This window comes from Streptosporangium sp. NPDC000509 (genome assembly GCF_042898365.1).
Lineage (GTDB): Bacteria > Actinomycetota > Actinomycetes > Streptosporangiales > Streptosporangiaceae > Streptosporangium.
The window spans coordinates 217,308-232,573 of record NZ_JBIAYX010000017.1; the positions used below are offsets into that span (position 1 = coordinate 217,308).

The 15,266-nt window shown below is 70.1% G+C and carries 14 protein-coding genes; 5 read left to right on the forward strand and 9 right to left on the reverse strand.

The window, feature by feature from the left end; translation table 11 throughout:
* Window positions 1–69: 69 nt before the first annotated feature.
* The 6 genes from ptsP to ACFY3D_RS29660 all read right to left on the reverse strand — a co-directional run bounded on the left by ptsP (window position 70) and on the right by ACFY3D_RS29660 (window position 4,745).
* Window positions 70–1,761 carry a phosphoenolpyruvate--protein phosphotransferase gene (ptsP, locus tag ACFY3D_RS29635; protein ID WP_389985273.1) on the reverse strand — a complete coding sequence of 564 codons (1,692 nt, stop codon included), beginning with the start codon at window positions 1,759–1,761 and terminating at the stop codon, window positions 70–72.
* Window positions 1,758–2,015 carry an HPr family phosphocarrier protein gene (locus ACFY3D_RS29640; protein ID WP_350946511.1) on the reverse strand — a complete coding sequence of 86 codons (258 nt, stop codon included), beginning with the start codon at window positions 2,013–2,015 and terminating at the stop codon, window positions 1,758–1,760. The genes ptsP and ACFY3D_RS29640 overlap by 4 nt, the downstream gene beginning before the upstream one ends.
* Before the next feature lie 28 nt (window positions 2,016–2,043).
* On the reverse strand, window positions 2,044–2,691 hold the full coding sequence (locus ACFY3D_RS29645) for an HAD family phosphatase (protein WP_350946510.1): 648 nt from the start codon (window positions 2,689–2,691) through the stop codon (window positions 2,044–2,046).
* Between the two features lie 95 nt (window positions 2,692–2,786).
* On the reverse strand, window positions 2,787–3,242 hold the full coding sequence (locus tag ACFY3D_RS29650) for a PTS glucose transporter subunit IIA (protein WP_350946509.1): 456 nt from the start codon (window positions 3,240–3,242) through the stop codon (window positions 2,787–2,789).
* Window positions 3,243–3,409: 167 nt separating this feature from the next.
* Window positions 3,410–3,646 (reverse strand): glucose PTS transporter subunit EIIB, encoded by a 237-nt coding sequence (locus ACFY3D_RS29655; RefSeq protein ID WP_350946508.1) that lies wholly within the window; start codon window positions 3,644–3,646, stop codon window positions 3,410–3,412.
* Window positions 3,647–3,710: 64 nt separating this feature from the next.
* The gene (locus ACFY3D_RS29660) at window positions 3,711–4,745 is read right to left on the reverse strand and encodes an SIS domain-containing protein (RefSeq protein ID WP_362906275.1); all 1,035 of its coding nucleotides are present in this window, start codon (window positions 4,743–4,745) and stop codon (window positions 3,711–3,713) included.
* A 126-nt stretch (window positions 4,746–4,871) separates the two neighbouring features.
* Between ACFY3D_RS29660 and ACFY3D_RS29665 the strand changes: the two genes are divergently transcribed.
* The 3 genes from ACFY3D_RS29665 (at window position 4,872) to ACFY3D_RS29675 (ending at window position 8,200) form a co-directional block, all read left to right on the forward strand.
* A complete protein-coding gene (locus ACFY3D_RS29665; RefSeq protein ID WP_389773628.1) occupies window positions 4,872–5,645 on the forward strand; it encodes a GntR family transcriptional regulator in 774 nt (257 codons plus the stop codon).
* 229 nt (window positions 5,646–5,874) lie between these two features.
* On the forward strand, window positions 5,875–7,395 hold the full coding sequence (locus ACFY3D_RS29670) for a PTS transporter subunit EIIC (protein ID WP_389985277.1): 1,521 nt from the start codon (window positions 5,875–5,877) through the stop codon (window positions 7,393–7,395).
* Window positions 7,396–7,576: 181 nt separating this feature from the next.
* Window positions 7,577–8,200, forward strand: a complete 624-nt coding sequence (locus ACFY3D_RS29675; RefSeq protein ID WP_389985280.1) for an Rv3235 family protein — start codon at window positions 7,577–7,579, stop codon at window positions 8,198–8,200.
* Window positions 8,201–8,439: 239 nt separating this feature from the next.
* On the opposite strand, the gene secA is transcribed toward ACFY3D_RS29675, so the two are convergent.
* Window positions 8,440–11,253 carry a preprotein translocase subunit SecA gene (gene secA / locus ACFY3D_RS29680; protein ID WP_350946503.1) on the reverse strand — a complete coding sequence of 938 codons (2,814 nt, stop codon included), beginning with the start codon at window positions 11,251–11,253 and terminating at the stop codon, window positions 8,440–8,442.
* Between the two features lie 263 nt (window positions 11,254–11,516).
* Between secA and ACFY3D_RS29685 the strand changes: the two genes are divergently transcribed.
* Window positions 11,517–11,831, forward strand: coding sequence for an HGxxPAAW family protein (locus ACFY3D_RS29685; RefSeq protein WP_389985283.1), 315 nt, complete (start codon window positions 11,517–11,519; stop codon window positions 11,829–11,831).
* A gap of 161 nt (window positions 11,832–11,992) precedes the next feature.
* Entirely contained in the window at window positions 11,993–13,186 is a 1,194-nt protein-coding gene (locus ACFY3D_RS29690; RefSeq protein ID WP_389773638.1) for a winged helix-turn-helix domain-containing protein, read from the forward strand.
* Between the two features lie 87 nt (window positions 13,187–13,273).
* Here ACFY3D_RS29690 and ACFY3D_RS29695 read toward each other — a convergent pair whose 3' ends face one another.
* Entirely contained in the window at window positions 13,274–13,978 is a 705-nt protein-coding gene (locus ACFY3D_RS29695; protein ID WP_350946500.1) for a response regulator transcription factor, read from the reverse strand.
* A 94-nt stretch (window positions 13,979–14,072) separates the two neighbouring features.
* Window positions 14,073–14,738 carry a ribosome hibernation-promoting factor, HPF/YfiA family gene (gene hpf / locus ACFY3D_RS29700; RefSeq protein ID WP_350946499.1) on the reverse strand — a complete coding sequence of 222 codons (666 nt, stop codon included), beginning with the start codon at window positions 14,736–14,738 and terminating at the stop codon, window positions 14,073–14,075.
* Window positions 14,739–15,266 lie beyond the last annotated feature (528 nt).

Sequence of the window (15,266 nt, forward strand, 5' to 3'; positions counted from 1 at the left end):
CCGGTCACCACCGGCCCCACGCCGCTCACCCGCCGGGTCCTCGCCACCTGTGAAGGGGATCGGCCCACGTCAGAGGCCGAGATCGGCGAGGCCGGGCAGGTGCGAGCGCGCCTCGGCGCGCGCCTCGCCCGCGGAGGAGGCGGCCCGCGCCGCGAGGGCGGCGAGGTGGCACTGTTGCCGCGTGTGGCGCGCCAGCGCGGCCCGCACGGCGGGCAGCGACGGGGCGGACATCGACAGCGAGGTCACCCCGAGCCCGACGAAGACACAGGCGAGGGCGGGATCGGCCGCGGCCTCACCGCAGACCCCGCACGGCCTCCCGCGCTCGGCGGCGCCCGCCGCGGCGAGGGCGACCAGGTCGAGCAGCGCGGGCTGCCATGCCTCCTGGAGCCCGGCCAGCGCGCCCAGCTGCCGATCGGCGGCGAGGGCGTACTGGGCGAGGTCGTTGGTGCCGATGGAGAAGAAAGCAGCACGGACCGCCAGGTCGGCGGCGCGCAGAGCCGCCGACGGGATCTCGATCATCACGCCCGCCGACGGCAACCCCGCCGCGTCGCAGGCGTCGGCGAACCAGGCGGCCTCCTCGGCGGTGGCCACCATCGGCGCCATCACCTGGAGCCTCGCCGACGAACGGGCGGCCGCCGCGGCCAGCGCGGCGAGCTGGGTGTCCATGATCTCCGAGTGCGTCCTGAACAGCCGCACCCCGCGCTCCCCCAGCGCCGGGTTGGGCTCGTGCGCTCCCGGTGGCAGGAAGGCGAGGGGCTTGTCGGCTCCCGCGTCGAGGGTCCGCACGACCACCCCGCCACCGGGGAAGGCGTCCAGAACCTCCAGGTAGGCGGCCTCCTGCTCCTGCTCGGAGGGCGCCTCGGCCCGGTCGAGGAAGAGGAACTCGGTCCGGTACAGCCCGACCCCCTCGGCCCCGTGCTCCAGTGCGGCGGCCACGTCGCGCGGCCCGCCGATGTTGGCGAGCAGCGGCACGGCGTGCCCGTCGGCGGTCCTGCCCGGCCCCTTGGCGGACGCCTGTCCCGCCTTCCGCGCGGCGGCGGCCTCGCGCGCCCGGAGGACCTCGTCGTCGGAGGGCTCGGGCCGTACGAGGCCCGAGGCACCGTCGACCAGCAGCGGCGTCCCCGGAACGATCGAGGTCACCCCCTGGCAGGCCACCACGGCCGGCACCCCCAGGGCGCGGGCGAGGATCGCGGTGTGGCCGGTGGGTCCGCCCTGCTCGGTGACGAAGGCCGCCACCACGTCGGGAGACAGCAGCGCCGTGTCGGCGGGCGCCAGGTCACGGGCGACGAGGACGTACGGCTGCCCGGTGCCGGTGGGCACGCCGGGCATCGACCTGCCCTCGATCACCGCGACGACACGGTCCCTGATGTCGTCCAGGTCCGCGACACGCGCGCCGAGGTATCCCCCGGCCGCGGCGAGCAGGTCGCGGTAGTGGCCGAACGCCTCGTAGACCGCGCGGGCCGCGGAGGTACCCGCCTCGACCAGCCTCGCCACCCCGTCGGCCAGGCCGGGGTCGCGCGCCATCATGGCCTGCGCCTGGAGGATCTCCCTCGCCTCGCCCCCGACGCGGACCCCCCGCTCCTCCAGGTCGGCGGCGACCCGCTCCAGCGCCCGCCCGGCCCTGGCCAGCTCCGCCTCGGCGTCCCCGGCGTCCCCGCCGTGCCGGGAGTCAGGGTCGGGGACGGTCGCCTCGTACGCGAGCACGTGGGCGGGACCGACACCGACCCCGGGGCTGACACCCACCCCGGTGAGTGTGCTCACGGCGCCGACGCGATGTCGGCCAGCCGGTCGACGAGCTCGTCGGCCCCCTCACCCTCCGCCCTGATCACCACGGTGTCGCCCTCCCTGACGTCGAGCGAGAGGACCCCCAGGATGCTCTTCGCGTTCACCGGCTCGCCACCCCCCTTGGCGACGGTGACGTCCAGGGACGCCTTGGCGGCCGTCTGGACGAACGTCGCGGCGGGTCTGGCGTGCAGGCCGACCTCCGACTTGACGATGACTTGGCGTTCGGCCACGTGTTCCTCCCGAGAGTCCTCTCGCGGTCTAGACCGCGAGATCGTTGGGCGACAGGGGCCAGGCGACCCCCGTCAGGTCGGTGACCACGAGATCGGCCCCGGCCAGCTCGGTGCCCGCGTGCGTGGTCGCTATGCCCACGCACGCCATGCCCGCCGCCTTCGCCGCCGTGATCCCGGCAATGGAATCCTCGAACGCCACACAGTGTGCCGGATCGACCGACAGGCGTGCGGCGGCCAGGAGGAATCCCTCGGGATCGGGCTTGCCCACGATCACGTCGTGGGCGGACACGATCGTCTCCAGCAGGTCGCGGACACCGACCTGCGCGAGCCGTTCCTCCGCCCAGTCACGGTCGGCGGAGGTGACGACCGCGACCGGCGAACCGTGCGCCGCGACCCTGCGGACCAGTTCGGCGGCGCCGGGCACCGGCACGATGCCGGGCAGGCCGGGATGGTCCTGGAAGGAGAAGACCTCCTCGATCAGGTCGTCGATCCGCTTACCGGGGAAGAGATGGGCGCGCTCCGTCAGGACGTCGCGCCCACGCCGTCCCATGAATCCGCGCAGCACGATCTCGTCGTGGACCACCCCGTGGCTGTCGAGCAGCATCGACCACATCGCCATGCTCCGCCGCTCGGTGTTGATCAGCGTTCCGTCGAGATCGAAGAGTGCCGCCTTCACGGGCGGTCTCGCTGTCGTCGCCACTTCTCGTCCCCACTCTCGGCTTCGCGGCCGGTGTCGCACGGCCGGTGTCTCGTGGTCGCTTCCGCGAGCTCTCAGACCGGATCGTCCCACTCGAAAAGGTCGTCCCCGGCGTCGACGGCCCCCGTGGCCAGGCCGGTGACGGCACTCGCGGCGGCGTCGAGCGCCACGACCGGGCAGATCGGGCAGCGCCCGCCGGCCTCGATCCCGGCCGGATCCCACGCCACCACCGGCTGCCCCGCGCTCACCCGGTCACCCTCGGCGGCCAGTGTCTCGAAGCCCTCGCCCCTGAGTTCGACCGTGTCGATGCCGAGGTGGACGAGGACCCCCCGGCCGTCGTCGCCGACGACCACGAACGCGTGCGGGTGCAGCTTGACGATGGTGCCCGCGATGGGAGAGAGCACCCTGCCGGGCGCCCTGTCCGGCTCGATCGCCACACCGGGCCCGACCAGTCCTTCGGAGAAAACCGGGTCGGGCACCGAGCCGAGCCGCACGGCCACCCCCGCGACCGGTGCCAGAACTGTGGTCACCGTTCCCCCCTCGGCCTGCCGCCGCCCGCGAGGGCGGCCCGTCCCTGCCCCTGCCGCCCCTGCCACCCGCGTCGCCCGTACCACTCGCGCCGTTCGGGCACACCCCCGCCGTGAGAGCGTCCTCCCCTGCCCTGACCGGCTCGTGCCCATGTCCATGTCGGTCGTGCTCAGCCGATGATGTCCTCGATGTCGCTGGCGATCGTGTCGGCCTCGGGGCCCACCACCACCTGGACGACGTTGCCCGCCGCCATCACACCGTGCACGCCGGCCGCCCGCAGGGCGGCCTGGTCGACCCTGGAGGCGTCGCGCACCTCGGTGCGGAGCCGGGTGATGCACGGTTCGATCTCGATGATGTTGTCCGCCCCACCGAGTCCAGCGATGATCGCGTCGGCGTCGGCCGCCATGTCGCCCTCCAGATGTGATCACCCTGTCCCCAAGGCTATGACCAGGCTAAAGGACATGTCACGATCAGTCGGTCTGGGTCACCTTGTTGAGACCTCGGGGGGAGTCGGGGTCGATCCCCAGCCTGCGCGCGAGCGCCTCGGTGAGCAGCTGACCTGGGACGATGAGGCCCAGCGGCGCGACCCACTCGGGAAGGTCGGGGCCGTTCAGCGCGGCGGTGGCGACCGAGGAGAGCGCATTGCCGCCGCCGACCGTGTACGCCGAGGCGCCCGCGCCGGTCACCCTCTCCGCGAGCGCCACGGTGCCCGCCAGGGTCGGGCCCTCGCCCGCCGCGACCAGGATGGCCGGGGTGTCGGAGTCGACCACGGCGATCGGGCCGTGCAGAAGGTCGGCGTACGACAGGCCCATCGCGTGCAGGTAGCAGGCCTCCTTGAGCTTGAGCGCCACCTCCAGCGCGGTGGAGAAGGCCAGACCCCGGCCGGAGACCACGACACCCGGCTTGTCGGCCAGGCCCTCGACGATCGCCTCCAGGTCGCCCGGGTCACCGATCAGCTTCTCGACCGCGTCCGGCACCCGCCGCAGGTCGGCGGCGTCGACGTCCGCACCGAGCCCGAGGGCGAGCACGGCGAGCGCGGCGAGCGCGGTGGTGTAGGTCTTGGTGGCGGGGACGGCCTTCTCCTCGCCCGCGACCGTGCACAGGGCGAGGTCGGCGGCCTGCGCGAGGGGGGTCTGCTCGCCGCCGTTGGTGATGGCCACGGTCCTGGCGCCGCAGTCCTTCGCCCAGGCGAGGGTCTCGACGATCTCCTCGGTCCTGCCCGACTGGGAGAGGGCGACGGCCAGCACACCGTCGAGGTCCAGCCTGCGCCGGTAGGTCGTGGCGATCGAGGGAGCGGCGAGCGTGGAGAGCCTGCCCGTGTGCGTCTCGGCGAGATAGCGGCCGTAGACCGCGGCGTTGTCGGAGGTGCCGCGGGCGATGAACAGCAGCTGGCGGGTCTGCCCGGCGAGCCGCTCCACCTCCCCGACCCTGGGGAGAAGTGCGTCGAGCGTGGCTCGCAGCGCGGCGGGCTGCTCGGCGATCTCGCTGCGCATCTTGGTCGTCATCTCGCGCTCATCCTTCGGTTCGGACGGACGAGACCGGGCCGTTACCGATCCGTCTCCGGTCCGTACGTTGACACCCTTTTCCGGCCTGTGGTCTAGTCCGGACTAGACCAGTACGAACCATAGCTCATGAGGCATCTCAGATCGAGGGGGGAGGATCCTGTGGCCCGGATCGATCCGGACAGCCCGGTGCCCAAATACTTCCAGCTCCGGGAGATCCTGCTCGATCTCATCGAGAACAACGAGCTGGCGATCGGCACGGCGATCCCGTCGGAACGCGAGCTCTGCCAGCGCTTCGGACTGTCCCGCATGACCGTGCGGCAGGCCGTGGACCACCTCGTCTCGGAGGGCAGGCTGCAGCGGGTGGCGGGCAAGGGCACCTTCGTGGCCCGCCCCAAGATCGAGATGTCCCTGCGGCTCACCTCCTTCAGCGACGAGATGCGCGCCAGGGGCATGGAACCCGGCTCCCGCGACCTGGACCGGCGGGTGGTCAGGGCGAGCGCGCACCTGGCGCGGGAACTCGGCATCCAGCCGGGCGACGAGGTTCACTTCATCGAACGGCTGCGGACCGCGGCCGACGAGCCCATGTGCATCGAGCGGGCCCACATTCCCGTCTCCCTCGCGCCCGACCTCGACACCCACGACCTGACGGGCCGCTCCCTCTACGCCCTTCTGGAGACCCGCTACGGCCTGGTGCTCGACGCCGGAGAGCTCACCATCGACGGCGGCATCGCCGATCCCGGTGACGCCGACCTGCTGAAGCTGCCGCGCGGCGGGGCCGTGCTGCTACTCCAGCGACGCTCCTTCGCGGGAGGTGTCTGCGCGGAACTCGGGGTGTCCACCTATCGCGCCGACCGCTACCAGCTCCGTACGATCCTGGAGATACCGACCCGCCGCAGCTGACCACGCTTCTCGGCCACAGCCGAGACCCGCCACCGACCTCGCTTCTCGACCACATCCGAGACCGGTTACCGGCCTCGACTTCCCGCGCACGTCCCGTCCACCGCCGACCTCGCCCTCCGACCTCGCCCTCCGACAACGTCCCATCCACCGTGCCCGTACCGCCACCGTCACCCCCCGCCCACCGCCCCTTCGCCGCCCTCCTCCCTTCCAGCCTCTGGAGGAAAGCCCGATGAGCCCTCTCTCGGCGGACGCGGGTCCGCCCGCCGCCCACCCGCGCGGGTCCGCGGCGATGAGCGTGCTCCAGCGCCTGGGACGGTCCCTGATGCTGCCGATCGCGGTCCTGCCGGCCGCGGGTCTGCTGTTCAGGCTCGGGCAGGACGACCTCCTCGGCCGGACCGACAGCGCGCTGCTCGACGACGTGGCCCGGGTCGTCGGCACCGCGGGCGGCGCCCTGTTCGACAACCTGCCCATCCTGTTCGCGATCGGCGTCGCCATCGGGTTCGCCCGCAAGGCCGACGGCTCCACCGCCCTGGCGGCACTCGTCGGCTACCTGGTCTTCCACGCCGTGAGCATGAACATGTTCTTCATCCTCTTCGACGCCGATCTGAGGGGGCCCATCACCACGGAGGTGTTCGACAGGAGCGACCCCGGCGTCCCCGACACGGTGCTGAACCTCGGCGCGCAGAACCCGACCCGGGTGCTCGGGGGGATCGTGATGGGCCTGGTCTCGGCCCTGCTCTGGCAGCGCTACTACCGCACCAAGCTGCCGACCTGGCTCGCCTTCTTCGGTGGGCGTCGCCTGGTGCCGATCCTCACCGCCTTCGCCGGGCTCGTGATCGGCGTGCTCTTCGGCTTCGTCTGGCCGTTGCTGGGCGGCTGGGTCCGCGCCTCGGGGGCCTGGCTCGCCTCCAACAGCGAGCTCGGCGCCGGGATCTACGGCATGATCAACCGCGCCCTGCTCCCCCTCGGCATGCACCACATCGTCAACAACGTGATCTGGACCCAGGTGCCCGAGTGCGTGGTCGACGGCAAGAAGCTCGCCGGGGACCTGATCTGCTTCAACAACGGCGCCGTCGGCTACGGCGGCTTCGAGGCCGGCTTCTACCCGGTCCTCATGTTCGGCCTGCCCGCCGCCGCGATCGCCATCTGGCGGGCCGCGCCACCGCACCGCCGCACCGCGGTCGGCTCGATCATGATCTCCGCGGCGCTCACCGCGTTCCTCACCGGGATCACCGAACCGATCGAGTTCGCCTTCATCTTCGTGGCGCCGGTCCTGTTCGTGATCCATATCGTGCTCACCGGCATCTCCATGGCCGTCGCCTCCGCCCTGGGCGCCAAACTCGCCTTCAGCTTCTCCTCCGGATTGATCGACCTCGGCCTGTACGGGACCGCGCCCAACGCCCGGGGGATACCGATCATCATCGTGATGGGGCTGTTCTACGCGGTGATCTACTACACCGTTTTCACCTTCCTGATCAGAAGACTGAACATCATGACCCCCGGCCGCGAGCCCGAACCCGACGTCGACTCCGGGGAGTCCTCCACCCCGGTGCGGGGAGGCGCGGACGGTGGCCGGACACCGGGAGACACGAACAGCGACCGGGCTCGGGAAGACACGAACACCGGGCGGGCGCGAAGCCGGGCGGATGACAATCCGGCACGGGAAAACGCGGACACCGACCGGGCTCGGGAAAACACGAACACCGGCCGGGCCCAGGGAGACGCGGAGAGCGGACCGCCCCTCTCCTGAGAGGTGCGCCGAGTGGTTTCGGCCGTCCGTCGGCGATCACGGCTTTGGCCACAACCCGCCTCAACCGGAAACGACCGCTCCAACCTGAGGCGACCTTCTCCACCCAACAGGACGAATCGACCGCGATTTCCGGGAAGTTGGCGGGCCGCGTATCTGCACAGCGGGCCGGAAACTCCCTGATGTGTTGATTTCCCCGCCCCCGGACCAGCACATCGGAGCCCTCATGCCGCCCCCACGACGCCCGGCAGCACTCCCCAGAATCGCCCCCTCCCCCGCCGCGGAACCGCCCTACGACGACGACCGCCCCACCGGGAACGCCCCGGCCGTACCGCCGTACGTGCAGGGCACCCTCGCTCTCGCCCTCGATCCCCGAGAGCCTGGCTCCTCGGCCGGGAAACCGCTGGTCTGGGGCCCGCCCGGCGCGGTCCCCGGCGAGCGGAGACTGCGGGCCCTCGCGCAGGCCGTCGCCGAGATCCTGTCCGGAAGGCGCCCCCCGGCGAGCGTCTCCTGTCACCTGACCGGCAGGGTCCAGGCCGAGCTGGCCAGGAGCGGGAAGGTCATCGACAGTGCGCGCCCGCCCCGGGTCGGCAGGGTCCACGTCTCCCAGCCCGAGGACGGGATCGTGGAGATGTGCGTCGTGGTCGACTGCGGCGACCGCTCGCGCGTCCTGGCGTTGCGGCTGGAACGCAGGGGCGTGCGCTGGCTGTGCACCGAGTTCGAGACGGCCCCCGACCGCGTCCCGCGCCGAGGGCCCGCGACGCCCAGGCCCACCGCCGCGTCCGCAGCTCGTCCCCGAAGGCCGTGAAGGCCGTGAAGCCGACGACCCCCTGACCGGCCCGCTCGCGACAGGGTCCGCCGCACGCGTCGCTCGTTCCAGGAAATCGTGGCCGGCCGCCCCCGCGCGGAGCCCGCCACGCCCGTGACCGCTCGCTGCCGGAATCCGTGCGGCCACCGCCCCCGGCCCGCCGCGCTCCGCCCGGAGCGGAGGAGATCCGGACACGCCGGAGGGCCCGCACCGTGGTGGTGCGGGCCCTCCGGCGACGGTCAGACCTCGACGTTCTTGGGGTCTCCGTGGCAGCGCTTGTACTTCTTGCCGGAGCCGCAGGGGCACGGGGCGTTGCGCTCCACGTTGCCGTACGCGTCGCGCTGTGCCTTGGTGCTGACCCGGGTGTGCTCCACCTCGCCGCTCTCGCCGGGAGCCGTGTACTCCAGCTCGGCGGGACGCTGCGGGCCGCGCAGGCCACGGGCGATGATCGAGCGGGTCTCCGCGAGCGCGGCGTCCTCGGAGTGGTCGTGCTCCTCGACGATCGGGTTGCTCTGGACCTCGACCTCAAGGTTGAACAGGTAGCCGACCGACTCCTCCTTGATGCCCTCAAGCATCTGGGAGAACATCTCGAAGCCCTCACGCTGATACTCGATCAGCGGGTCGCGCTGGGCCATCGCCCGCAGGCCGATGCCCTCCTGGAGATAGTCCATCTCGTAGAGGTGCTCGCGCCACTTGCGGTCGAGGACCGACAGGATGACGCGGCGCTCCAGCACCCGCATCGCCTCCGGGTCCATGGCCTGGGCGTTGATCTCCTCTTCGCGACGGTCGTAGGCGGCCATCGCGTCGGCCTTGATCCGCTCGTCGAGGAACTGGGCGGTCAGCTCCTCGCGTCCCCCGGCCTCCTCGATGAGCTGCTCGGCGGTGATGCTGATGGGGTACAGCTGGCCGAGGGCCTTCCACAGCTTGTCGAGGTCCCACTCCTCGGCGAAGCCCTCGGCGGTGGCGCCCGCGATGTACTCGTCGATCACGTCGTTGACGAAGCCGCGGATCTGCTCGTGCAGGTCCGCGCCCTCCAGCACCCGGTGACGCTCGGCGTAGATCACCTTGCGCTGCCGGTTCATGACCTCGTCGTACTTCAGAACGTTCTTACGGATCTCGAAGTTCTGCTGCTCGACCTGGTGCTGGGCGGAGGCGATGGCCTTGGAGACGATGCCGGACTCGATCGGGACGTCGTCGGGGATGTTGAGACGCGTCATGATCATCTCGACCCTCGCCGAGTTGAACAGGCGCATGAGGTCGTCTTCGAGCGAGAGGTAGAAGCGCGACTCGCCCGGGTCGCCCTGACGGCCGGAACGACCGCGGAGCTGGTTGTCGATGCGCCGCGACTCGTGCCGCTCGGTGCCCAGGACGTAGAGGCCGCCGAGCTCGGTGACCTCGTCGTGCTCGGCCTGCACGGCCGCCTTGGCCTTCTCCAGCGCCTCGCCCCAGGCCTTGTCGTACTCCTCCGGGGTCTCGACCGGGTCGAGACCCCGGCTGCGCAGCTCCAGGTCGGCACGGAAGTCGGGGTTGCCGCCGAGCATGATGTCGGTGCCTCGACCGGCCATGTTGGTCGCCACGGTGACGGCGTGCTTGCGGCCCGCCTCGGCGATGATGGCCGCCTCACGGGCGTGGTTCTTGGCGTTGAGGACCTCGTGCTTGACGCCCTTGCGCTTGAGCTCCTTGGCGAGGCGCTCGGACTTGGCGACGCTCGTGGTGCCGACCAGCACCGGCTGGCCCCGCTCGTAGCGCTCCTTGATGTCCTCGACGCTCGCCAGGAACTTGGCGTCCTCGGTCTTGTAGACCACGTCGGCCTGGTCCTTGCGGATCATCGGCCGGTTCGTCGGGATCGGGACGACGCCGAGCTTGTAGGTCTGGTGGAACTCGTTGGCCTCGGTCGCCGCGGTGCCGGTCATGCCGGAGAGGGTCTCGTAGAGGCGGAAGTAGTTTTGCAGCGTGATCGTGGCGAGAGTCTGGTTCTCGTCCTTGATCTTGACGCCTTCCTTCGCCTCGATGGCCTGGTGCATGCCCTCGTTGTAGCGGCGTCCGTGCAGGACTCGACCGGTGAACTCGTCGACGATCAGGACCTCGCCGTCGACGACGATGTAGTCCTTGTCCTTCTTGTAGAGCTCCTTGGCCTTCAACGCGTTGTTGAGGAAGCCGACTAGGTGGGTGTGCTCGGGCTTGTAGAGGTTTTCGATGCCGAGCCAGTCTTCGACCTTCTCCACGCCGGACTCGAAGATGCCGACCGTGCGCTTCTTCTCGTCGACGGCGTAGTCGCCGGTGTTCTCCTCGCCGTCCTTGCCCTCGGTGCCCCTGCGGAGCCGGGGGACGATCTTGGCGAACTCGGCGTACCACTTGCCGGACTGCTCGCCGGGGCCGGAGATGATCAGCGGCGTCCTGGCCTCGTCGATGAGGATGGAGTCGACCTCGTCGACGACGGCGAAGTGGTGGCCGCGCTGGACGCACTCCTCGAGCGACCACGCCATGTTGTCGCGCAGGTAGTCGAAGCCGAACTCGTTGTTCGTGCCGTACGTGATGTCGGCGTTGTACTGCTTGCGACGCTCGTCGGCCGGCATGTTGGCCAGGATCACGCCGACTTCGAGGCCGAGGAAGCGGTGGATACGGCCCATCTCGTCACCGTCACGCTTGGCCAGGTAGTCGTTGACCGTGATGACGTGGACGCCCTTGCCCGAGATGGCGTTGAGGTAGGTGGGCAGCGTACAGGTGAGGGTCTTGCCCTCACCGGTGCGCATCTCCGAGATGTTGCCCATGTGCAGGTTGGCCCCGCCCATGATCTGCACGTCGAAGTGACGCTTACCCAGAACCCGCCTGGACGCCTCGCGAACCGTGGCGAACGCCTCGGGAAGCAGGTCGTCAAGGGATTCACCCTCGGCGTAGCGCTGCTTGTAGTCGTCGGTGAGCGCGCGCAATTCGGCGTCGGTCAAGCTCGTGAAGTCGTCTTCGATGGAGTTGACCTGGTCGGCGATCCGCTTGAGCTTACGCAGAAGCTTGCCTTCGCCGGCGCGAAGAATTCTATCGAGAAAGGCTGGCACTTTAGGTAAAGCTCCTCGCAGGTCTTCCGCGGCCGGACCGGCCCGGCTGAGGACGAGACATGGTTCTCCGCTGCCATCGTAGGCGGTTCCGCCACCAGACACAGCCACCCCCAAAGACGCTCTTGTGGCCCTGGGAGTTCCTTGCCCGCTTCTTTGAGAGAGTACGACCAGCTTCATAGGGTATGTCGCTCTTTGCCGCGTCCGCGAGGGATTCGCGCGGGCGCGTCGCCATGCCTGGTCACTGCCTGGGAGGAGGAGTCGTGATGACGGAGGACACACGTCCGGCAGGTGGCGGGACCCACGAGGGTCAGGGGGGCGACGGCGGTCCCGCGCTCCACAAGGGCTCGGGGGGCCACGGGGGAAGGGCGTCGTCCTGGCTCGCGGTGACCGTGATCCTGCTGGGCTTCACCGTCGCGGGGGTCGCCCTCTGTCTGGGCCCCAACTGGTTCGTCTTCTGGATGGGTGCGGCGGTCTGCGCCATGGGCGGCGTTCTCGTCCTGGTCTTCCGCGTCTTCCAGGACATCGTCGTCGAGGCTCCTCGCAGGATGAGCGGAACCGGCCGGAGCGTCCTGGACTGACCGCCCGGCGCGGCGGAGTTCGCCCCGGTTCATCCCCGGACGCGGCGGGCGCGCGCTCATCCCCGCCCGCTCCGGACGCCCCCCTGACACCGGCGTGGCCGCGTTGTCGGTGTCAGGCGCTAGCCTCGGCCCACGACGTGTTGTCTCCCCCTGGGGCGGTCATGCAGCTCTCCCTTTCCTCCGACGAGGCCCGCCGCGTCATCCTGCGCGCCCAGGGGTTCCTGGGCGCCGAGTCCCGGCGAGGCGGCGCCCCCGCGACCCTGCGCCGTCTGGGCGCCGTCCAGCTCGACACGATCTCCGTGCTGGCCCGCTCCCACGAGCTGGTCGCGTACGCCCGCCTCGGCGCCGTCGGCAGGCAGGAGGTCGAGCGGGCCTACTGGGACGAGCCCGCGCGGGCCTTCGAATACTGGTGCCACGCCGCCTGCATCCTGCCGATCGGCGACTGGGCGCTGTACGCCTTCAGACGGAGATACTTCCGCGCGAGGAAGTTCCGCTGGCACGAGGTCCCCGACAGCGTCGACAAGGTGCTGAACCTGGTCCGTGAGAGCGGCCCGGTCACCACCGCCGACATCGGCGGCGCCAAGAAGGGCGGACCGTGGTGGGACTGGTCGGACTCCAAGATCGCCATTGAGTGGCTGCTCGACACCGGCGAGGTCGTCTGCACGCGCAGGGTGGGCTGGCGCCGCGTCTACGACCTGGCGGAGCGCGCGGTCCCCGCGGACCTGCTGGCCGAGGAGTTGTCCGACGCCGAGTGCGTCACCCGCCTCGCCGGGATGGCCGGGGCCGCGCTCGGCGTGGCCACCCGTGCCGACCTCGTCGACTTCCTGCGGCTGAAGGCCCCGGAGGCACGGCTGCTCGACGCGTGCCTGCTCGACGGCTCCACCGGGCTGGTGCCCGTCCGCGTCGCCGGGTGGCCCGAGCGGTCCGCCGACGCCTGGGCCGACCCGGCCGCGCTGGAGACCGAGCCCAGGGGCCGTCACCGCACGACCCCGCTCTCCCCGTTCGACTCCCTGGTCTGGGATCGCGCCCGCACCGCCCGTGTGTTCGGCTTCAACCACCGCCTTGAGGCGTACGTGCCCAAGGAGAAGCGCGTCCACGGTTACTTCACGATGCCGGTCCTCGCCGGGGGCCGGCTGATCGGGCGGATCGACCCGGCCCGGGAGGGGTCCACGCTGGTGGCCCGTCAGGTGAGCCTCGAAGGCGATGTCACACCGGCCAGGGGCGCCGCCTCGCTGGCCGGAGCGCTCTGGGAGGCCGCGAGCTGGGTCGGCTGCGAGGCCGTCCGGGTCGAGCGCGTCGATCCTCTCCTGGCAGGCCCCCTGCAGGACGCCCTGAAGGACGGCGCCCAGGGCTGAGCGCGGTGACCTCGCGGCCCGGCCCGCGAACGTGATGCCCGGGGCCGGGCGCGGTGACCGCCGGGCGGTCACCGCACCGGGCACGCGTCAGGTGATCTCAAGCATCCGCTCGCGGACCGCGTAGACCACCGCCTCCATCCTGGAGTGGAGCTGAAGCTTGTCCAGGATGTTTCTGACGTGGTTCTTCACGGTGTTCTCCGAGATGAACAGCTGCTTGGCGATCTCGCGGTTGTTCATGCCCTTCGCGACGAGACGGAGCACCTCCATCTCCCGGTCGGTCAGGCGCGGAACGGGGAGTTGCGGGGGGCGCTCGGCCTCCTTACGGCTCATGTTGGCGAACTCGCTGATGAGTTTGGCGGCCATCGCCGGATTGATCAGCGACTGCCCCTCGTGGACGCCGCGGACGGCCTCCGGGACCTCGTCGAGTTGGACGTTCTTCAGCAGATAGCCGGTGGCACCCGCCTTGATCGCCTCGAAGAGATCCTCCTCCTCGTCACTCACCGTCAACATGATGATCCGTGTGCTCGGCACCGAGGCCTTGATCTCACGAGTGGCCTCGATACCGCTCCTCCGTGGCATCCGGACGTCCATGAGCATGACATCCGGGGTGAGGCGGTCGGCGAGTTCGACCGCCTCCTGCCCGTCGCTCGCCTCGCCGACAACCTCGATGTCCGTCTCCGCGGCCAGCGCCATCTCCAGACTGCGGCGGATCAACGCGTGATCGTCAACGATCAGCACGCGGATCGGTTCGCCGTGTCCGGACGGGCCGGTTGCGTCGTCGGGTTCCGTCACGCCTCCTCCTCGGGGGGCCAGAGCCGGTGGACCGCCATGATTACACGGGTTTCATGGTCCTCGGTTGGTCGGAGAGGATCTTCGAACGCGTTCTTCAGGGCTCAACGAGCCGCAGCACGCCGTAGTTGTACCCCTGTCGGAGGTATACGACGCTTGGCTGCCCGCTCTCCTTGTCACGGAAGAGATAGAAATCGTGTCCCACGAGTTCCATCTCAAGAAGGGCCTGATCGACGGTCATCGGATCGGCCTCGTGGAACTTCTCCCTGACCATCAGCGGACCGTCCCCGTCCATCTGGATCGGGATGATGCTCTTGTCCTCCGTGACGTCGGCGTCGGCCTCGCTCTTGGACGCGGCCGGCGACTGCTCGGTGAACAGATGAGCCGGGGCGGTGTCGAAGGATTCGGCGAGCGCGGTGGCCGTCAGTTCGGCGACCGAGGGCGGGCAGTGGTTGCCGTGATGGATCTTCCTGCGGTCGGCGAGCCGCCGCAGCCGTCCTTCGAGCTTGCCGAGTGCGATGTCAAGGGCGGCGAATCGGTCGTCGGCCGAAGCCTCCGCCCGGATCGCGGGACCACGTGAATGAATGGTGAGCTCGACGCGCTCTCGCTGATCGACGATACGTGGATTACTTTCCTTGGACACCTCCACGTCAACGCGGATGAGCTTGTGGTCCAAACGCTCGATCCTGGCCAGCTTGGTATTCACCTGGTCTCGGAATCGGTCACTCACTCCGGTGTGCCGACCCTTGACGATGATCTCCATGCACAGCCCCCCTTCGAACCTCGACGGTGGTATTGCGACACCCGCTCGGCCGACCTGGTCTTCGTCCCCACATCCGCCTGCTGAGGGTTTCGCAGCTCTTTGCCACTACATGCCCTTCTCTTCTGGCAAGGAACATCTGGCTCCCTGGGAAGGCAGGACTTACCTCTAAGCCGCACCGTGATCGATCGACGAGAAGTCGTCTTACGTGGACCGTTTCGCCTGCGGCTGGCATCGGCTAGCCGGGCCGGCCTCCTCGCGGAGGTCGGTCCGGTGCAACCACGGACCCGAGCGGGTGCCATGGCTCAGACGCTATCCGCATCCCGGCCGAATGTCAGCCTGACCGTGGGCCAAAGGATCACTTTGCGTAATCCAGGACCGGGCGACCGGCTCCGGGGCTCCCGCTCCTGGAAGGCGACGGCGGGAGCGGCGAGGGCTTCCCACGTTCTTGAGCAGCCATGAGGGCATCGTCGAGACGGTCAGGACAGTGAGGTGTGGCGTCGAGGTGACCCCACGATCGGGTCACCACCT